Source organism: Nitrospirillum viridazoti CBAmc (assembly GCF_000730165.1).
In the GTDB taxonomy this organism is placed as follows: Bacteria; Pseudomonadota; Alphaproteobacteria; order Azospirillales; family Azospirillaceae; genus Nitrospirillum; species Nitrospirillum viridazoti.
This window is the reverse complement of record NZ_CP022110.1, coordinates 1,596,626-1,615,109: the sequence shown is the minus strand read 5'-3', so window position 1 is coordinate 1,615,109 and position 18,484 is coordinate 1,596,626. Positions and strand designations below refer to the sequence as shown.

Genomic DNA, 18,484 nt, shown 5'->3' with positions numbered 1-18,484 from the left:
GACGCCGCCGCCGGAAAAATCTTCGGTGTAATTCCGATCTTAAGACTGCCCGCGCAGGTAGGCCAGGAAGGTGGGGCTGGCGCCCAGCGTCTCGAACACCGGTAGCACCAGTTGGAAACCGTTGTCGCTGTTGGTCAGGAACACCGCCCCCTTGCGGGTGGTCGGGCTGTACCACGCGAAGGTGGCCACCCCCTCGTCCCGGCCGGTGTGCATCATCACGGTCTCGCCGTTGAACTCCAGCACCTGCCAGCCCAGGCCGAAGCCGGCATTGGTCGGGCAGGTGGCGGCCTTGGCGCCGGCGCACATCTCCGTCCTCTGGCTGACCTGGATGTGGCGGCGGTCGGCGGCCAGGCTTGCGGTCAAATCCTGGTCCCTCATCACGCTGGTGATGAAGCGGGCGTAGTCGCCGGCCGTGGTGTAGATCAGGTCGGCGGCATTGTACGTGGTGGCGTAGCCCGGCTGCAGCGCTTTGCCGGACGCGTCCGTGGGCACGGCGACGCGGCCATCGAACCACGGCTTGTGCCCGCTGGCGGTGTCGTTCATGCCTGCCGGCTTGAACAGCACGGCCTGGGCCAGGCTCTCGAAATCCTGCCCCGTCTTCTTCTCCACATAGCGGGCGACGTACTGGTAGCCCTCCCCCGAGTAGCCGTAGGAGGTGCCCGGCGTGAACTGGAAGGCCAGCGGCTTTCCCGGCCCGCGCCAGTTGGGGAATCCCGTCTGGTGGCTGAGCGCCAGGCGCGGGGTCAGCAGCTGACGGCGGTCGTCATTGGCGATGTCGGGATCGGTCCAGTAGTCGGCCATGGGCGCGTCCAGCGACACCGTCTTCCGCGCGGCTAGGCGCAGCACCACCTCCGCCGTTATGGGCTTGGTCAGCGAGGCGATGTTGTACAGCGTGGCCGGTGTGGCGCGCACGCCGGGACTCTGCTCGCCATAGGCGGCGGTCAGCGCGACCTTGCCATCCTCAATCTCGGCGATGGAAACGCTGGGCACCTTGGCGCCGGCCAACAAGCCGGGAACCGCCTGGTCCAGCGCCGCCCGAACCTCCTTGGGCTCTGCCGCCAGGGCGCCGCCGTCCAGAGCCAGAGCGACGGCCATCACCGGCACTCCCCACATCGTCCGTCTCATGGTCACTCCCCACCTTGAGAAAAGTCTTGTGAGGACAAGACACCATGGGGCGGCGGGACCGGGAAGCCCAAGAAACGCAAGCGTTGCAATACCGTAGCAATTTTCCCTGGCCCTGCAACAAAGGCCGCCGCCGGTTACGGGCGGTTACTTGTTACGGGCGGTTACTTGGCGAAGATCAGGGACTCATCACGAAACGCTTTGAATTCCAGGGCGTTGCCGCTGGGATCGTACAGGAACATGGTGCCTTGCTCCCCCACCTGGCCCTTGAAGCGGACATAGGGTTCGATGACGAAGGCCTGCCCGCCGTTGCGCAGGCGGTCGGCCAGCGCGGCCCAGTCGTCCCAGGCCAGGATCAGGCCGAAGTGGGGCACCGGCACCTCGTGGCCGTCCACCGGGTTATGATCGTCGCTGGGCGCCGGCGCCTTGCCCGGCACCAGATGGGCCACGATCTGATGGCCATAGAAGTCGAAATCCACCCATTCCGGCGAATTGCGCCCCTCCGGGCAGCCCAGCAGCTCCCCATAAAAGGCGCGGGCGGCGGCCAGGTCGTGAACCGGGAAGGCCAGGTGGAAACGCGGGCGTTGCGTCATCTTCATCCACTTTCTTAAGATCGGATATTTTAAAGATAAACCAGTGAATTGGCCGATCAGTCTCAGGTGAGAACTCACATTAGATTGGCGCATCCATCACCGTGGCGTCGATGCGGCGGATGCCATCCTCACCGGCGAAATAGTACACCACCAGCACCCGCCCGTCCGCCAGCACCGTCGCCCAGGGATAGCCCAGATCCGGCCCCGGCCCATCGTCGCGCAGCACGATCTCCTTCCCGTCCTCCGGCTGCTGGGTGTCCGGATCGTAGATGCGGGCGCGGATGCCGTAGGGGGCATGGCGGTAGCCGTAAGCCAGGAACACCCGCCCGTCCGGCAGGGGCAGCGGATCGAAGGGATGGCCGACGACGGTGGTCAGGCGCCACGGCGCCCACGTCCGGCCGTCGTCCGGCGAAGCGCTGAGCGCCATCTGGTCGCCCATGCCGGCGGTGCGGTGGAAGGCCAGCAGCCGGCCGTTCCGGGTACGCAACAGCGCTGGTTCCACCAGGCAGCCCATGCCGGCCGCGTCATGCGCGATGGGTCCCACGACCCGCCAGGCGTAACCGTCCGCGCCATCGGGATCGGCGCGGAACAGGTGGCTGCCGCGCTTGCCGTGGGTGCCGCCGGCATAGACGGCCTGCAGCACGCCGCCATCGGGCAGCAGGACGCCGCGGCCCCGCAGCGCCCCGCCATGGTGGGGGCGCACTCCGGCCAGCAGGTCGGACTGGCCAGGCAGGGGCGGCAGGAAGGTGTGCGGCGTCCACGTCCGCGCCTGCGGATCGCCCAGCCGGGCATAGCCGCCCCAGAACAGGAACAGGCCGCTGTCGTCCGCCGTGCCCACCAGGGGGCCACCGGCGGCACGCACCGCCTCGGCCAGGCGCGGCGCCAGCGGGTACCAGGAAAAGCCGGTCAGCAGAAGGCGGCCATCGGGCAAGGTCAGCAGGTTGGCATCCTGGTCCGCCGCCTCGCCATCAGGGGGCAGCACCACCGGCTCGGCCAACGGTTCCAGCGTGCGGCCGTCCAGGCGCAGCAGCACGTGCTGCGACCGGCTGTCGACATGATCCACGCTCATCAGCCCGGTCTGGTCGGTCAGGCCCAAGGCGCGGGCGAACCAGCGCTGGTCGCGGGCCCGGCGGAACACGACGGCCACGGTGCCGTCGGCGAGGGTGGCGGCCGCCGGGAAGGAGGCATAGTAGCGGTCGTGCCGGTACAAGGTCAGATGGCGCATCCGCAACCCCTCGATACTGTGCCCTGCCAGGAACGGGTTCACTTATCCGATAGGACGTATACGACAGGCAGTCGGAAAACCGGTAGAACTCGCCCCCTGTTCCCTGCCATTACCTGAGTGGACGCCGCTTTGGTCATCATGCCTGACGCCCCCCGCCCCACCTTGCTGTTCGTCGTGACGGAGGACTGGTATTTCCGGTCCCACCGCCTGCCCACGGCGCGGGCGGCCCGCGACGCCGGGTTCGACGTCGCCGTGGCCTGCCGGGTGGCCAAGGACGGGCCGGCCATCGCGGCGGAGGGGTTCCGCGTCATTCCCCTGCCGTGGCGGCGCGGCAGCTTCAACCCCTTGAGCGCCCTGGGCGACATCCGCCGCCTGGCGCGGCTCTACCGCCGGGAACGGCCCACCATCATCCACCACATCGCGGTGAAGCCCACGGTGCTGGGCGGCTTCGCCCTGTTCCTGGCCGGCCTGCGCGACAGCCGGGTGGTCGCCACCCTGGCCGGTCTGGGCCTGGGCCTGTCGGGCACGGGAACCAAGGCGGCCCTGGGCCGGGTGCTCCTGCGCCTGGCGCTGAACGCCGCCGGTTGGCGCCGGGGCCAGGCCCTGGTGGTGCAGAACGGCGACGACGCCGCCCTGCTGGCCGCCGGCTGGCCCCGGCCGCCGGCGTCGCGCCTGATCCGCGGCTCCGGCGTGGATCTCACCCACTATGAGGAACTGGCGGAGCCCCTGGGACCCGTCACCTGCGCCCAGGTTTCGCGCATGCTGACCCTGAAAGGCGTGGAGGATCTGGTGGCCGCCGTGCGTCTCGTGCGCGCCCAAGGCACCGACCTGCGTCTGATCCTGGCGGGTGCGCCCGACACCGACAGCCCGGCCGCCATCCCCCAGGCGACCCTGAACGCCTGGGCGGCGGAGCCCGGCATCGAATGGTTGGGGGCCGTCAGCGACGTGCGCACCGTCTGGGCCCGCGCCGGCATCGCCGTGCTGGCCTCCCGCGGTGGCGAAGGCGTGCCAAAGAGCCTGCTGGAGGCGGCGGCCTGCGGCCGTGCCATCGTGGCGACCGACGTGCCGGGCAGCCGCGAGGTGGCGGTGGAGGGGCGCAACGCCCTGTTGGCCCCGCCCCGCGATCCGGTGGCGCTGGCGGTCGTTCTGGCCCGCCTGGCGCAGGATGCGGCCCTGCGCCGCCGGTTGGGCCTGGCCAGCCGCGGGGTGGTGGATCCGGAGTTCGGCGAGGCCGAGGTGGGCCGGCGCATGCGCGACCTCTACCTGGGCCTGGTGACCCCGGTGCCGATCCCGCACCGGGATGGCGGACTGTAAGCGGAGAACGGATGATGCGCGCACGGCATTGGAAACGGGTTCTGCTGCTGGCCGCCCTGCTCGCCACGGGCCGGGCCGGCGCCATGGAGCAGGAGGTCACGATCAACGGCGGCCCCGGTCTTCTGGCCGGTACGCTGCAGATGCCGGACATGGCCCCGCCGGGGCCCGTCCCCGCCGTGCTGATGGTGCCCGCCTCCGGTCCGGTGGACCGCAACGGCAACGGCCCCTCGCTGCGCACCGACGCCCTGCGCCAGTTGGCCCAGTCCCTGGCCCTGAAGGGCATCGCCAGCCTGCGTATCGACAAGCGCGGCGTGAGCGCCAGCAAGGCCGCCCTGACGCGGGAGGAGGACCTGCGGCTGAACACCTATGTGCAGGACACCGGCCAGTGGCTGGCCTTCCTGCGCGCCCAGCCGGGCATCGGTCCCGTCTTCCTGCTGGGCCATAGCGAGGGCGGGCTGACCGCCATCCTGCTGGCCGAACAGGCGCCGGTGGCGGGCCTGATCCTGGTGGCCACCCCCGGCCGCACGTACGGCGACATGATGCGCCAGCAGTTGCCGCGTACGGACTTGGCCCTGGACGTACAGCGGGCGGCGTTGGACGCCATCGCCCAGCTGGAGCAGGGCCGGCCGGTGGCCAAGGTGCCGCCGCCGTTGATGAGCCTGTTCCGCCCCAGCATCCAGCCCTATTTGATTTCGGAACTGACCATCGATCCGGCGGCGGAACTGGCCCGCACCAGCCAGCCCGTGCTGGTATTGCAGGGAACCAACGACATCCAGATCGACATGTCGGACGCCGTCCGCCTGTCCCAGGCCCGCCAGGGCGTGCGGCTGGAGCGGTTGGAGGGTGTGAACCACATGATGAAGAACGCGCCCTTGAACGACCGCGCCGGCAACCTGGCCACCTACACCGACCCCGGCCTGGCCATCAACCCCGGAATCACCAGCGCCATCGTCCGCTTCGTGCGGGGGAATGGGCAGTAGGTCAAACCTGCAGCAGGTCCGTCTTGTAGCGCCGGCTGGCGGTCACCGTCAGGCCGGTGGTCAGGGTGATGTCCAGGTCGCCGGAGGGGCGGCTGTCCACGCGCTGGATGGTGGCGCGGTTCAGCAGGCGGGAGCGGTGGACGCGCACGAACAGGTGGGGCGGCAGGTCGGACTGGATGTCGGCCAGGGAACGGCGGACCAGGTGCACCCGCTCCGCCGTCATGATCTCCACATACTTGCCGGCGGCGCTGACCTGGATGATCTCCTCCGGTGCCACGAACACGCGGCGGGTGCCGACCTTCAATTCCAGGCGGGCCGGAGGTTCTACAGCGGCCGGCGCAGCCGCTGGTGCTGAAACCGCCGCGGCCTGCTGCGCCTCCACCAGCGCCACCACGCGCGACAGCCGCACCAACTGCCGGCCCATGGTCAGGATGGCGGCGGCGATCAGGTACGTCAGCGCGTCCTTGCGGACCTCGTAGAGGAAGATGTCGGCCCAACTGCCGGCGCTATGGTAGTGGCCGCCCACCAGGGCATACACGATGACACGAAGGCCCATCATCAGGCTGATGTGCACCACGCCATAGGCGATCATCAGCAGCAGATGCAGGCCCAAGGTGCGCAGCGGTGCCCGTGCCCAGCCCGGCGCCCGCCTGATCGCCAGATAGACCAGCGGCAGCGCCGCCAAGCCCCCCAGGGCGCTGGAATATTCCCAACACATCGGCTCCCACGCGGCGATGGGGCGGCCGTCGCGCTTATGCTCCGACAGGACCGACAGCACGTTGATGGTGGTGGGCAGGAAATAGAAAACCAGCCACACCAAGGCCCAGGTGGCGCGCGCCGACAGCCGCCATCCCGGCAGCATCACCGCCTGCGCCGTCCCCTCCGCCGCTGGTGCCGTGGACATCGCCGCTCAATCCCCATCCGCGCCCTTTATCCCGCCGCCCGCGCCCTCGCCTCTTGGGGGCGCCGGCGGCCGGATGCCAGCGTAGCGCCATCGCCGGTGTCCCGGCCAGCCTGATCATGAGGATGCGACGCCGATGTCCGTTTCCGCCCCTTTCCCCCTTTCGACACGCCGGCATGACCTGGACTGGATCCGCGTCATCGCCTTCTTCCTGCTGATCCTCTATCACGTGGGAATGTTCTACGTGCCGTGGGACTGGCACGTGAAAAGCCCGCATACGGTTCCGGCGCTGGAACCCATCATGATGCTGACCAGCCCATGGCGGTTGACGCTGCTGTTCCTGGTCTCGGGCGCCGCGACGCGTTTCCTGGCGGACAAGATGGTCATGGCCGACAAGATGGCGGTGGGGGCGCTGACCCGGGCCCGGGTGGCCCGCCTGCTGCCGCCCCTGCTGCTGGCCATCTTCGTCATCGTACCGCCGCAGAGCTTTTTCGAGATCGTGGAGAAGGTGCCGGATCAGGCCCTGCCCTATGCGGCCTTTTACCTGAAATACGTCACCGGCAGCGGCCACTGGTGCCGGGGGACAGACTGCCTGGCGACCCCGACCTACAACCACATGTGGTTCGTGGCGTATCTGCTGGCCTACACCCTGGTGCTGTGCGGCCTGCTGGCGGTCGCGGGATCTTTGCTGACGCGGCTGGAGCGCGGCATGGAACGGGCCTTGAGCGGCTGGCGCCTGCTGGTGCTGCCCCTCCTGTTCCTGGGCCTGATCCGCTACGCCCTGTTGGACCGCTTTCCCATGACGCATTGGATCGTCAACGACTGGTACGACCACGCCCTGTCGTTCAGCGCCTTCCTGTTCGGCTTCTTGATGGCGAAGTCGGAAACGCTGCGCCAGGGCTTCCTGCGCCTGCGCTGGCCGGCGCTGCTGGTGGCCCTGCCCGCCTACGCCGTCTTCGCCACCTATGCCTGGGCCTACCGCGCGGACGATGCGGTGCCGCCCGAGGCCTTGCGCGCCGTCATGCGCTTCGTCTATGCGGCCGACCAATGGGCCGCCATCGCCGCCGTGCTGGGTTTCGGCGCCCGCCATCTGACCCGCGACAGCGCCGCCCTGCGCTATCTGGTGCCGGCCGTGTTCCCCTTCTACCTGGTGCACCAGACGGCGACCGTCGTCCTGGGGCATTACCTGGCCAAGGCGGGCCTGCCCCAGGGGCTGGAGGCGCCGCTGCTGATCCTGGGAACCTTCGCCACCTGCCTCACCGTCTATGAGGCGGTGCGCCGGGTGAACCCGTTGCGGCCCTGGTTCGGGCTGAAGCCCCGGCCGGCGGTGCGCTTGGAGACACAAGCGCAACCGGCGTGAATTTATCAGATTTCCCGCAAGTGCAGCGGCATGAGCAGATGCTCATGCCGCTGGCATGACCGGCGGGCGTCAGTTCATCAGGTTGGCGCGCGGCAGGCTGATGCCCAGGGCCAGACCGCCCTCCTGCCAGTCGAAGTCCAGATGCCCGCCCAACTGCCCCGCCAGCAGCAGCTGGCACACGGTCAGGCCGAAGCCCTTGCGCATCGGCGGACGGATGTCGTGCAGGCCCCATTCGCGCCAGTTGACCGACAGGGCGCTGTCGTCGCTCTGCCACGACAGGTCGACATGGCCGTCCGGATGGTTCAGGGCGCCATAGCGGGCGGCGTTGCCCGCCAGCTCATACAGCGCCAGGCCCAGCGCCTGCGAGGCCTGGGGGCCCAGCACCGTCTGCGGCCCGCTGCGGGTGACACGGGCGCCGCTGGGGTCGAAGGGATCGAAGGAGATGTGGGCCAGGCTGTCCATGTCGGTGCCCACCCATTGGCGGCTGGCCACCTGGCTGTGGATGGCGGCGAGCGCGGAGATGCGTCCCTCCACCAAGGCGACGAAGTCGTCCACCGAGTCCGCCCGCGTCAGGCGCAGGATGGATTGCACCACCGCCAGCGCGTTCTTGGCGCGGTGGTCGACCTCCTGCATCAGGAAGGAGATCTGGCGTTCTGAGCGGCGATGCTGCGAGATGTCGCGGGCGATCTTGGACGCGCCGATCAGGTTGCCGTCAGCGTCGCGCACGGGCGAGACGGTCAGTGAGATTTCCAGCGTGTGGCCATCCTTGTGACGGCGCAGCGTCTCAAAGTGGCTGACGCGCTCCCCCTGTTTCAGGCGGGCGAGGATGCTGGGCATCTCCGCCTCGCGCCCAGGGGGGGCCAGTACCGCAATGTTGCGGCCGATCATTTCATCGGCGGTGTAGCCGAACAGACGCTCCGCCGCCGCGTTCCAACTGGTGACGGTGCCATCCAGCGACTTGCTGATGATGGCGTCGTCCGACGAGTCGACAATCGCGGCCAGAATGGCGTGCGGGGACAAGGCTTCCATCGGTCGGCAGTGCCTCCAACCAACCCAAAAACAAGGTTAACGCCGACCAACGCCGGCTGGGCCGGATTTCGGGCGCCCGTCGCCGTGGACACTTTGGAGAAAGGTGTGAAACCCGCTAGAAAAGTGAGGTCCCCGTCGACGTCGCCAGTCTGGCCCAATGCATGCCCGCACTTCAAACGGACCTTAGACCTATACCCCCGGCTGGTGCGGTGCCGCGGCAGATAATCGCTTGGGCATACGTCTATTCTAGAATAGCTCTGATTTATAGCGGCGGCTGGCCGGGATGGTGGCGCCGTTGGTCAACGTCAAGTCCATGTCGCCGGAAGGCCGGTTATCGATACGGACGATGGCGCCCCGGTTCACCACGTGCGAGCGATGGACCCGCGCGAAGCTTGGCGGCGGCAATTCCGCCTGGAAATCCGCCAGCGTGCGGCGCACCAGGTGGACGGCCCCGGCGGTCACCACCTCGATGTAATTGCCGGCGGAGCGCACCAGCAGGATGTCCGCCGGCGCCAGGTAGACCCGGCGCGATCCCACCTTCAGTTCTATGCGTGTCGGTTCCGCCGCCACTGCCGGTGGGGCCTGTCCCTCTGAGGCGTGAGCCGCCGCGCTTGCCGCCGCCGCCTCGACCAGGGCGAGCGACCGCGACAGGCGGATCAGGTGTCGCACACCCACCACCACCAGCACGATCAGCAGGTAGGTCAGCAAATCCTTGCGGAACTCATACGGCAGGTCGTCCCGCAGGTCGTCCACGGCGTAGCTTTGCCCCAGCGCGCCATAGGCGGCCATGCGCAGCACGGTCATCGCCGCCAGGTGCAGGGTGCTGAAGACCAGGGCCGTGCCCAGGAACTGGACGGCGCAGCGCAGCGGCGCCTCCGACCAGCCCGGCGTGTGGTTGATGGACCAGCGCACCAGGGGCAGCACCAACAGCAGGGCCACGCCGCTGGAATACTCCCGCAGGAAGGGCTCCCAGGCCGGGATGTCCTGGTTGGTCCGCTGATATTCCGTCAACAGCGCGAAGGCGTTGATGGTGGTGGGGAGAAAGGCGAAACCCAGCCACACAAGGGCCCAGGCCTTCAGGCTGGGCGTACTCCAGAAGACTGACAAACGATCCACCGCCGGTCTCATTTTTTCATCCGTTTGACCCTGCCGGCCAACCATCCGTCCCCATCGGCCTCGGAAAACCCGCCGCTCGCGTCAGGGAAATGGCCAGCTTTCCTCCTTAAGGTCAGCCTAGGGCAGTGGCGCGGGCAGCCGCCACATGTCTTACGACCAGGGGCCGAAAGAACATGATGCCTTCCCGTCCTGCGCCAGCCGTCACCCGCCGTCCCGACTTGGACTGGATCCGGGTTCTGGCGTTCTTCACTTTGATCGTGTTCCACGTGGGCATGTTCTACGGGCCTTGGGAATGGCATGTGAAAAGCCCGCACGAGGTAGCGGCCATGGCGCCGGTGCTGATGGCGACCAGCCCCTGGCGTCTCAGCCTGTTGTTCCTCGTGTCGGGGGCCGCGACCCGTTTCATGGCCGACAAGATGACGGTGGCCGCCCTGACCAAGGCGCGGCTGGCCCGCCTCGTGCCGCCCTTGGTGTTCGCCGTGCTGGTCCTGGTGCCGCCGCAGACCTACTACCAGGTGATCGAGCAGGCGGTGACGCCGGTTGAGACCTACTATCCGGCCTTTTACCTGAAGTACCTCAGCGGCACGGGCCACTGGTGCCGGGTCAATGATTGCCTGACGACCCCCACCTATAACCATATGTGGTTCGTGTCCTACCTGCTGGCCTACAGCCTGGGGCTGTCGGTACTGCTGGGGCTGGCGGGGGAGCGGCTGCGGGCGGCGGGGACCCAGCTGGAGGCGCGGCTGGTGGGCTGGCGCCTGATGGCCCTGCCCTTTCTGGCACTGTGCGCCCTGGACATGCTGCAGCTGCGCTTCCCCATCACCCACTGGATGCTGCACGACTGGTACAATCATGTCCTGTCGTTCACCGTCTTCCTCTTCGGCTTCCTGATCGCCAAGTCCCTGCCCCTGCGGGATGGTTTCATCCGCTGGCGCTGGTGGGGGCTGGCCCTGGCCGTGCCCGCCTACGCCGTGGTGGCCTATTACACCTGGGCCTACCCCTTCGGCGCGCCACCCGCCCCGCTGGGCATCCGCGCCGCGATGCGCCTCGTCTATGCCGCCCAGCAGTGGGGCGCCATCGTCGCCGCGCTGGGCTTTGGCGCCCGCCACCTGAACCGTGACGGCCCCGTGCTGCGGTACCTGGTGCAGGCGGTCTTCCCCTTCTACCTGGTCCACCAGACCATCACCGTGGTGGCAGGGCATAACCTGGCGCCCCTGGGCCTACCCCAGGGCCTGGAGGCGGCCATCCTGGTCGTCATCACCTTCGCCGGCTGTTTTGCCACTTACGAGATAGTCCGGCGGGTGAATTTCTTGCGGCCTTGGTTCGGTCTCAAGCGTCTCGCCCCGCCGGTGAAGACAGAGGCGGTGCAGCCGCAAAGCCAGACGCAACCGGCGCAGGCGTGAGCATTGGATAACCTATCCTGAAGATAGGATTGCATTTTATGGAAGCTGTTGGGTGCTGTCGCAAAGTTTAAACCCAAATTTAACACGGCTGTGATTATTCGGTGGCCGGGGCGGTTTGTAAGGTGGGTCCGCCCCGGCCGCCCACCGGCCTTAGGGGTTCTCCGCCCCTGCCAGGATGGCCGCCCCCCATGCGCCAGACGCCCCCCGCCCGCCTTGCCCTCCCCGTCGCCCGCCTCTCGGCCCTCCGGACCGTCCTGCGCACCCGCCTGTCCCCCACGCTGAACAGCCGTGCCGCCGCCGCCGCGGGGCGGTTCCTGGCGCGCCTCGGGCGCGTGCTGGGCCGCCTGGTGCCGCGCCCCACGCGGCTGCGGTCCAAGTTCATGGCCGTGGGCGGCACGCTGCTGTTCCTGGTCCTGCTGCAAAGCGCCATCGGCATCGGCATCGCCCGCCAGTCCCGCGCCATCCTGGAAGGCACCACCGCCCAGACCGACGGCGCCATGGCCGACCTGGGGCTGGCGGCCACCCTGAAGAACATGCAGGTGCAGGTGCTGCTGACCCAGACGCTGATGGGTACCTTGTCCGTGGCGGAACCGGCGGAGCTGAACAACTCCCTGCGGGCCATCGCCACCACCTACGCTGCCGGCCTGGAAGAGGTGCGCCGCGTCGCCGCGCGGGAGCGCGCGGGCGGTACCGGCGAGAACAGCCCGCTGGGGGACGTGGCCACCAAGGTGCAAATGGCCAAGACCCAGTTCGACGCCCTTCAGGAAACCGCCATGGCGCTGAAGCCGCTGGCGGGCAAAAGCGCCGCCCCGGCGGACCAGCTACTGAAGCTGTCGGCCCAGGTCGACGGGCTGAACGACCATCTGGACCGCATGGCGGAGGCGATGAAGCTGGTGGCCAAGGGCGACCAGGCCCAGGTGCGCGCGGGCAACCAGACGGCCCTGGGCGTCATCGACGACCTGAACCACGGCATCCAGGCCAGCACGGCGCTGGGCTTGGTCCTGTGTAGCCTGGCGGCCCTGTTCCTGATGCGCGGCGTGCTTTCCCCCCTGCTGGCCGTGGCTGGCGCCACCCGGGACCTGGCCGGCGGTCGGCTGGACGTGGCCCTGCCTGCGGCCCGCAAGGATGAAATCGGGGAGATGGTGGACAGCCTGTCCGTCTTCCGCGACAACGCCCGCGCCGTGGAGCGCCTGAACGTGGAGCGGGACCAGGAGCGCGCGCGGGCCGAGGAAATGCGCCGCCGCGCCCTGGAGGATACGGCCCATAGCTTCGAGACCAAGGCCGGCCGCATCCTGGGCTCGGTCACAGAGGCTGCCCACGGCCTGGTGGAAACGGCGCGGGCCGTGTCGCGCACCGCCGCCGGTGCCTCCACCGCCGCCAGCGCCGCCGAGACGGCCGCCCAATCGGCCAACGGCACCATTCAGGGGGCCGTGAGCGCGGCCGAGCAACTGCGCGCCACCACGGCCGACGTGCTGGAAAGCGTGGCCGAGGCCGCGAAGTTGGCCCGTACCACCGCCGACAGCACCAAGGGCACCAGCGAGCTGATCGAGCGGCTGACCGTGGCCTCGCGCCGCATCACCGACGTCGTGGCCCTGATCCAGACCATCGCCGGGCAGACCAACCTGCTGGCGCTGAACGCCACCATCGAGGCGGCGCGTGCCGGCGAGGCCGGCCGCGGCTTCGCCGTGGTAGCCAGCGAGGTCAAGGGCCTGGCCGGCCAGACGGCCCAGGCCACGCAGGACATCCAGCAGGAAATCGCCGCCATGCAGGCCGCCATCGCCCAGGCGGTTCAGGCTTTCCGTGAGATCGTGGCGGCGGTGATGCGTATCGACCAGGTGAACGACGGCATCGCCCGCACCATCACCGACCAGGCGCGTGCCACCCAGGCCATCGCCGTCACCATGACGGATGCGGCACAAGGCGTCACCCGTGTCGGCGGCGATATCGGTACCGTGGCCCGCGCCGCGAACGACACGGGCCTCGCCACCAACCAGGTGTTCACAGCCAGCAGCGACCTGTCGGTGCAGGCCAAGGAACTGCAGCGCGCCGTATCCGACTTCCTGTCGGCTATCGCCGCGGCTTGAGCCACAGCCGCCCCCGGGGCGGCATCACCTCATATCTTGCGAGTCGGGACGGGGCGCGACCAATGTCGCGCCCCGTCGGCGTTTGGGGACCATTCGGCGCCCGGCGCGTTCGGTGGGGCCTATACCCTTTGCCCGCGCACGCGCGGCGATGTGCTGCACCTTTTTGGCGGGGGCGGGATCATGGGACCCGCAGCCGGCGGGGAAAGAACTACCTCTGCAGGACAGGGATGCCGGCAGCGCCCCTATCCCCTACTTTGTAGTCTATCAGGAATAAGGGAATTCCCTTATTTACCGTATGTAAACTTGTTTACGATGTCCTTATATGGACTGCCCCGGTTCGGCCCCTTTCTTTATTCGCGGCGTCGCCATCCCTGATGGCTGAGCGCGGATACCAGAGGCGGGTGGCGGACCCGGGCGGCGGAATTGGCGACGATCCCGTGCTGGGGGTGCCGTGTATCGGCCCTTGATGGCGGTGGTCAGAGAGGCCAAGTCCCCAAGATGGCCACAATTCGCGTGGATATCCTGGGGAGACTGCCTCGCCCCCTCACGAGCGATAGGATTTAGGAAATGACGACGACGGACAAGCCGAATACCGGCCGGGGCAAGACCCGCAAGCGCACCATGCTGGCGGCCGAGGAAGAGACCGGCACCAGCGTGGACAGTTATGTCGGCGGGCGCGTGCGCCTGCGCCGCACCCTCATCGGCATGAGCCAGGAGAAGCTGGGCGAGGCCATCGGTCTGACCTTCCAGCAGGTGCAGAAGTACGAGCGCGGCGCCAACCGTATCTCCGCCTCCATGCTGCACAAGATCGCCCAGGTGTTGGACGTTCCCATCAGCTTCTTCTTCGACGGCCTGGGCCCCCAGGGCCAAATTCCGGCGCCGGCCATCGAGGCGGCGGTGGAAGGTGGCCGCCCGCCCAGTGAGCGGCGCGAGACCCTGGAACTGGTGCGGGCCTATTCCCGTATCAGCGAAAGCTCGGTGCGCGACAGCATCATGGCCTTGGCCAAGTCGCTGGCCAACCATAACGGCTGAGGCCAAAGGCGGCCTTCAAAGGCCGTTAAGCCTATCCGTTTTGCGCTGCGGCATGGTTCGGAACCAACCACGGCGCGGATGGATTGAAAAAGCCGGACGATGACATGACCGTCATCGTCCGGCTTTTTGTTTGGAGTCGCCGTCCTGGCTGCATGTCTTCGCCCGGCTTGCGCAAAGGGCTGATCAAGGCCAGCGATCATTGTCTGCCCTGCAACACGCGCGCAGCGGACATGCAGGCAGAAAATGGGAAGACTGTGGGGGCCTGCCGTTACACGTGAGCCTTGTAAAACTTTCCTTAACCGCTGGGGCAGATAGTGATGCTCATGGGGCAAGACGATACCGAACAGGGGTCGCCACCAGTCGCTTCCATGCCATTACTCGTTTCGCCTCCGGTTTCTTTAACGTTTTCGTTCGCCACCGCCCTTGCGGTGAGGGCGGAATTTGACCGGTTGGCACGGCCTTGGCACGCGAAGGCTCGGGTCATGCACGCTGGTTAAATCAAGGCTGCATCAAACGAGGGCTTGGAACTGACTTTCTGGTTGCGGCACCGCAGCAAAAAGCTGGTATCGTTGCCTTGAGCCGGGATGGATGCCATGACAACTTTATCTCTCAAGAAGCCGTTGGGCTTTGAAACTAAACTGACTCTCGACGCCGCGCAGCGCGGTACCGTCGGTGACCGCGGCGCAACAAAACGCGTCGTCGTCCTGGAACGGGCCCCTACGCCGGTACGCAGCCGCAGCGGCGGCCACGCCGATCGTGACACCGGTCGCTTCGACCGGGGCGACCGCCAGCCGGACCAGGAGTTCGGTGAGCGCCGCCAGTCCCGCGGTGACGCGCCCTACCGTCCGGCGCATCACGATTATGAGCGTCCGGACAGCGATTTCCGCCCCAACTACCGGGCCCTGGAAAACCGTTACCAGGACAACCGCGACAGCCGCCCCCACGGCGGTGAGCCGCGCGGCCGTCCTGGCGGACGCCCCGCCCACGGCGGCCGCGGCCGTGAGGACGACGCCAGCGACCGGCCGCACGTCCTGTGGCCGCCGCGCGTGGTGGTGAACGATTTCGATGGCGCCACCATCTCCCTGCCCCGTGTGGCGGGCACGGCGCTGGAACTGCCGGAAGACCTGGCGAACGTCCATACCCAGCTGAGCCGCCGCTTCCCCGAGGCCTTCCCCGAGGATCCGGTGCCGCTGAGCCTGACGGTGGAAAAGGAATTGGCCCGCGCCCTCGGCGACGCCGAGTTGATCGCCGCCGCCGAGTCCTTCCTGTTCGTCTATCGCGCCCATCCGGCCTATCTGGCCGCTGTGGTGCGCAACACCCGACGTGTCACCCTGGATGGCGGCCGGGCGGAACGCATCGAGCCCGAGGAGCGTGAGCAGGCCCTGTGGACCCTGCGCGCCCTGGACACCACGTTCCAGTAAGCATCGTTCTTTAAGGCATCCCGGCCTCATGAACGGCCTCCCCGACCACCGGGGAGGCCGTTCTTGTCTGTGCCTTGCTCCTGGAGCGTGGAGCCGCTCGCTAAAGAAAGGCTCAGCGAACAAAGCCCCGGCCCTATTATCAGGTGGGCGGTGCAGGAGGTTCCTCGGCGTCGGAGAGGAAGCGTTCGCGCAGCAACTCCCAATCCTGCCGCCCGAACTCCACCGCTGACTGGGCGACAGCCACCGCACGGTCCAGGTCCGCCGCCACGCAGGCCTCATGCAGGGCCATGGCCAGATCCTGCAGGCGGATCAGGCCGCAGGTGCCGGCGGTGGCCATCAGGTCGTGCGACTCCGCGCGCAGGGCCTTCAGGTCGCGGTTGCGCGCCGCTTCCGCCAGCGTTTCCACCCGCTGCTTGCCCAGGGTGAGGAAGCCGCTCACGATGCGGATGAAGTCCGGGCGTGCCGCCATGGCGGCCAATTCACCCAGCCTGTCCTCCGCCAGGATGCCGAACAAGGGCGGCACCGAGGCCACGGGTTCCGGCGGAGTCTCCGGTTCGGCGGCCTGGCCGCAGGCCCAGTGCACCACCTTGCCGATGAAATGGCCCCGGTCGAAGGGCTTGGCGACATAATCGTCCATGCCGGCGGCCAGGTATTCCTCGCGCATGCCCGCCATGGCATTGGCGGTGATGGCGATGATAGGCATGCGGGCGCCCATGGCGCGCATGCGCCGCGTGGCCTCGATGCCGTCCATGCGCGGCATCTGGATGTCCATCAGCACCAGGTCGAAGCGGCGGCAGCGCACAGCCTCCAGCGCGTCGACCCCGTCCTGCACCAGGACCGCCTCGAACCCCTCCTTGGCCAGCATCAGGCTGGCCACCTCCTGGTTCACGGGATTGTCCTCCACCAGCAGGACACAGCGCCCCACGCCGCGGCCTTCCGCCGGCATGGGCGGCGCGCCGCTGCCGCCCCAGACCGCGGGGGACGGGCGGCTGGCGGGCAAGGGCGCCGTGAACCCCTCCTGGAAGGGCTGTTCCGCCGGTTCCAGCGGTACCGTGAACCAGAAGGTGCTGCCGGTGCCGGGCTGGCTGGACACGCCGATGGTGCCGCCCATCAGTTCCACCAGCTGGCGGCAAATGGCCAGCCCCAGGCCTGTGCCACCGAAGCGCCGGGTGATGGAGGTGTCGGCCTGGCTGAAGCTTTCGAACAGGCGGGCCGCCTGCTCGGCATCGACGCCAATGCCGGTGTCCCTCACCTCCCCCCGCAGGCTGAGGCCGGTACGGCCGTTGGCGCGCGCCTGCGGCGTCAGCGCCAGGCTGACGTTGACCTCGCCGCGCAGGGTGAACTTGATGGCGTTGCCCACCAGGTTGACCAGGATCTGGCGCAGGCGGGTGGGATCGCCCCGCACCAGCACCAGCCGGCCGCCGGCGTCCAGATCGCCGCCCTGATCATCGCCCCCCAGCAGTTCCGTGCGGAAGGCCAGGCCCTTTTCCCGCGCCCGGGGTGCCAGGATGGTGGCGACACCGTCCAGCAGGCCGCCCAAGGAGAAGTCGACAATGTCCAGGTCGACCTTGCCCGCTTCCAGCTTGGAGATGTCCAGGATGTCGTCGATGACCCCCAGCAGGGCTTCGGCGCTTTCACGGATGGCCTGGGTGAAGCCCCGCTGCTCTTCGTTCAGCGGCGTGTCCAGCAGCAGTTGCACCATGCCCATGACACCGTTCATGGGGGTGCGGATCTCATGGCTCATGTTGGCCAGGAATTCCGATTTGCTCTGGCTGGCGGCTTGGGCCTGGACCCGCGCGCGGTCCAGGTCGCGGGCCAGCACCGCCAGATCATGGGCCTGGCGCTCCAGTCGCTCCTGCTTCTCCGTCAGCATGGCGTTGGTGGCCTTCAGGTCTCGCGTGCGGCGGGCCACGTCGCCCTCCAGCCCTTCCAGCAGGCTGACATTGTCGAAGCCGGCCGGGATCTTGGTGGCGAACAGCTCCAGCAGGCGCTGGTCCATGTTGGAGGGAGGGTCCTGCGCCTTGATCAACACCACCGTGCGTCCCACCTCGCGGCTGGAGATGTGCAGCACGCTGAGGTCGTTCACGAACAGGGACCGTTTGGTGCTGAGCGCCCGCTCGATCAGGTCGGCGCCGGGTATCGGCGCGGTCGCCTGATCGTTCAGGTAGGCGTAGACGCCGCTGGCGGCCAGCACGCCCAGGGGCTGTCCCTCCAGCGCGTGCACGCAGACCACGCCCAGGGGACTGCAACTGAGAAAGCTGCCCACCTGGGTCAGGACACCGGTAGCGAAGTCACGCATGGACCGGATTTGGAACAGGGTGGCGGCGCTGTCGATGATGCGTTCCAGCCCGCGCTTGTTCTCCTCCAGCGCCATGATGTGGCCGTAGGACCGCAGGGCGGTGATGATGGTGGTGGTAAGGCGGGCGGCGCTGAGGTCCGCCTTGGGGCGGTAATCGTCAATGTCGTAGTCGACGATGACCTGTTCCTCCGGCGCCATGCCCGGCTGACCGGTGCGCAGGATGATGCGCGTCGCTTCATTGCCCAGGTCGCGGCGGATGCGGCGGGCCAGCACCAGGCCGGCGTCGTCGGTTTCCATCACCACGTCCAGCAGCACGACGGCGATGTCGGGCATCTCCGCCAGTATCCGGAACCCTTCCGCCCCGGAATGGGCGGACAGGATCTCCACCTTGCGGTCGCGGAAGCGCAGGCGGTTCAGGACCATGCGGGTCAGGGCGTGGACTTCGGCGTCGTCGTCGATGACAAGGATCTTCCAGGGGGGCAAGACGTCCGGCCGCCGTGGGTTGGCTCCGCCGTCATCTTCGTCCCGCCACATGGGCTCCTCGTCCATACCCTGCATCGCCCCTCTTCCTCTTGGGGAAACACGCCTTTCTGCCGGCTGTTCCC

Annotated in this window: 15 protein-coding genes; 8 read left to right on the top strand and 7 right to left on the bottom strand. The window is 68.1% G+C overall.

Annotation, left to right across the window (positions count from 1 at the left end; all coding sequences use genetic code 11):
• Window positions 1-39 precede the first annotated feature (39 nt).
• The 3 genes from Y958_RS07470 to Y958_RS07460 form a co-directional block, all read right to left on the bottom strand.
• Window positions 40-1,095, bottom strand: a complete 1,056-nt coding sequence (locus tag Y958_RS07470; protein WP_088871499.1) for a serine hydrolase domain-containing protein — start codon at window positions 1,093-1,095, stop codon at window positions 40-42.
• Between the two features lie 191 nt (window positions 1,096-1,286).
• A complete protein-coding gene (locus Y958_RS07465; protein ID WP_186291109.1) occupies window positions 1,287-1,715 on the bottom strand; it encodes a VOC family protein in 429 nt (142 codons plus the stop codon).
• A gap of 79 nt (window positions 1,716-1,794) precedes the next feature.
• Window positions 1,795-2,940 (bottom strand): sialidase family protein, encoded by a 1,146-nt coding sequence (locus tag Y958_RS07460; RefSeq protein WP_088871497.1) that lies wholly within the window; start codon window positions 2,938-2,940, stop codon window positions 1,795-1,797.
• Window positions 2,941-3,078: 138 nt separating this feature from the next.
• On the opposite strand from Y958_RS07460, the gene Y958_RS07455 reads away from it, so the two are divergent.
• Window positions 3,079-4,254, top strand: coding sequence for a glycosyltransferase family 4 protein (locus Y958_RS07455; RefSeq protein WP_088872545.1), 1,176 nt, complete (start codon window positions 3,079-3,081; stop codon window positions 4,252-4,254).
• Between the two features lie 11 nt (window positions 4,255-4,265).
• Window positions 4,266-5,234: an alpha/beta hydrolase gene (locus Y958_RS07450; protein WP_088871496.1), complete on the top strand. Its 969-nt coding sequence runs from the start codon at window positions 4,266-4,268 to the stop codon at window positions 5,232-5,234.
• A 1-nt stretch (window position 5,235) separates the two neighbouring features.
• On the opposite strand, the gene Y958_RS07445 is transcribed toward Y958_RS07450, so the two are convergent.
• Complete coding sequence (locus Y958_RS07445; RefSeq protein ID WP_088871495.1) at window positions 5,236-6,138, bottom strand: LytTR family DNA-binding domain-containing protein; 903 nt, start codon at window positions 6,136-6,138, stop codon at window positions 5,236-5,238.
• Between the two features lie 133 nt (window positions 6,139-6,271).
• Between Y958_RS07445 and Y958_RS07440 the strand changes: the two genes are divergently transcribed.
• The gene (locus tag Y958_RS07440; protein ID WP_088871494.1) at window positions 6,272-7,495 is read left to right on the top strand and encodes an acyltransferase family protein; all 1,224 of its coding nucleotides are present in this window, start codon (window positions 6,272-6,274) and stop codon (window positions 7,493-7,495) included.
• 69 nt (window positions 7,496-7,564) lie between these two features.
• Here Y958_RS07440 and Y958_RS07435 read toward each other — a convergent pair whose 3' ends face one another.
• Together Y958_RS07435 and Y958_RS07430 are read right to left on the bottom strand one after the other, a co-directional pair.
• Window positions 7,565-8,524, bottom strand: a complete 960-nt coding sequence (locus Y958_RS07435) for a PAS domain S-box protein (RefSeq protein ID WP_088871493.1) — start codon at window positions 8,522-8,524, stop codon at window positions 7,565-7,567.
• Window positions 8,525-8,770: 246 nt separating this feature from the next.
• The gene (locus Y958_RS07430; protein WP_186291108.1) at window positions 8,771-9,640 is read right to left on the bottom strand and encodes a LytR/AlgR family response regulator transcription factor; all 870 of its coding nucleotides are present in this window, start codon (window positions 9,638-9,640) and stop codon (window positions 8,771-8,773) included.
• Between the two features lie 173 nt (window positions 9,641-9,813).
• Here Y958_RS07430 and Y958_RS07425 point away from each other — a divergent pair, with 173 nt between their 5' ends.
• The 5 genes from Y958_RS07425 (at window position 9,814) to Y958_RS07410 (ending at window position 15,580) form a co-directional block, all read left to right on the top strand.
• Window positions 9,814-11,043: an acyltransferase family protein gene (locus Y958_RS07425; protein ID WP_211098470.1), complete on the top strand. Its 1,230-nt coding sequence runs from the start codon at window positions 9,814-9,816 to the stop codon at window positions 11,041-11,043.
• A 188-nt stretch (window positions 11,044-11,231) separates the two neighbouring features.
• Window positions 11,232-13,127: a methyl-accepting chemotaxis protein gene (locus Y958_RS07420; RefSeq protein WP_088871491.1), complete on the top strand. Its 1,896-nt coding sequence runs from the start codon at window positions 11,232-11,234 to the stop codon at window positions 13,125-13,127.
• Between the two features lie 621 nt (window positions 13,128-13,748).
• Window positions 13,749-14,159 carry a helix-turn-helix domain-containing protein gene (locus Y958_RS07415; protein WP_040843606.1) on the top strand — a complete coding sequence of 137 codons (411 nt, stop codon included), beginning with the start codon at window positions 13,749-13,751 and terminating at the stop codon, window positions 14,157-14,159.
• Window positions 14,160-14,263: 104 nt separating this feature from the next.
• Window positions 14,264-14,437, top strand: coding sequence for a hypothetical protein (locus tag Y958_RS31880; protein WP_186291107.1), 174 nt, complete (start codon window positions 14,264-14,266; stop codon window positions 14,435-14,437).
• Window positions 14,438-14,752: 315 nt separating this feature from the next.
• Window positions 14,753-15,580: a ProQ/FINO family protein gene (locus tag Y958_RS07410; RefSeq protein ID WP_145727827.1), complete on the top strand. Its 828-nt coding sequence runs from the start codon at window positions 14,753-14,755 to the stop codon at window positions 15,578-15,580.
• A gap of 139 nt (window positions 15,581-15,719) precedes the next feature.
• Here the strand turns inward: Y958_RS07410 and Y958_RS07405 are convergent, their stop codons facing one another.
• Window positions 15,720-18,437, bottom strand: a complete 2,718-nt coding sequence (locus Y958_RS07405) for a DUF3369 domain-containing protein (protein WP_088871489.1) — start codon at window positions 18,435-18,437, stop codon at window positions 15,720-15,722.
• Window positions 18,438-18,484 lie beyond the last annotated feature (47 nt).

Bases quoted from the DNA above. Each gene is read 5' to 3' on its own strand.
- Y958_RS07470 (WP_088871499.1), bottom strand. From the start codon at position 1,095: ATGGCCGTCGCTCTGGCTCTGGACGGCGGCGCCCTGGCGGCAGAGCCC.
- Y958_RS07465 (WP_186291109.1), bottom strand. From the start codon at position 1,715: ATGACGCAACGCCCGCGTTTCCACCTGGCCTTCCCGGTTCACGACCTG.
- Y958_RS07460 (WP_088871497.1), bottom strand. From the start codon at position 2,940: ATGCGCCATCTGACCTTGTACCGGCACGACCGCTACTATGCCTCCTTC.
- Y958_RS07455 (WP_088872545.1), top strand. From the start codon at position 3,079: ATGCCTGACGCCCCCCGCCCCACCTTGCTGTTCGTCGTGACGGAGGAC.
- Y958_RS07450 (WP_088871496.1), top strand. From the start codon at position 4,266: ATGATGCGCGCACGGCATTGGAAACGGGTTCTGCTGCTGGCCGCCCTG.
- Y958_RS07445 (WP_088871495.1), bottom strand. From the start codon at position 6,138: ATGTCCACGGCACCAGCGGCGGAGGGGACGGCGCAGGCGGTGATGCTG.
- Y958_RS07440 (WP_088871494.1), top strand. From the start codon at position 6,272: ATGTCCGTTTCCGCCCCTTTCCCCCTTTCGACACGCCGGCATGACCTG.
- Y958_RS07435 (WP_088871493.1), bottom strand. From the start codon at position 8,524: ATGGAAGCCTTGTCCCCGCACGCCATTCTGGCCGCGATTGTCGACTCG.
- Y958_RS07425 (WP_211098470.1), top strand. From the start codon at position 9,814: ATGATGCCTTCCCGTCCTGCGCCAGCCGTCACCCGCCGTCCCGACTTG.
- Y958_RS07420 (WP_088871491.1), top strand. From the start codon at position 11,232: ATGCGCCAGACGCCCCCCGCCCGCCTTGCCCTCCCCGTCGCCCGCCTC.
- Y958_RS07415 (WP_040843606.1), top strand. From the start codon at position 13,749: ATGCTGGCGGCCGAGGAAGAGACCGGCACCAGCGTGGACAGTTATGTC.
- Y958_RS31880 (WP_186291107.1), top strand. From the start codon at position 14,264: ATGACCGTCATCGTCCGGCTTTTTGTTTGGAGTCGCCGTCCTGGCTGC.
- Y958_RS07410 (WP_145727827.1), top strand. From the start codon at position 14,753: ATGACAACTTTATCTCTCAAGAAGCCGTTGGGCTTTGAAACTAAACTG.
- Y958_RS07405 (WP_088871489.1), bottom strand. From the start codon at position 18,437: ATGCAGGGTATGGACGAGGAGCCCATGTGGCGGGACGAAGATGACGGC.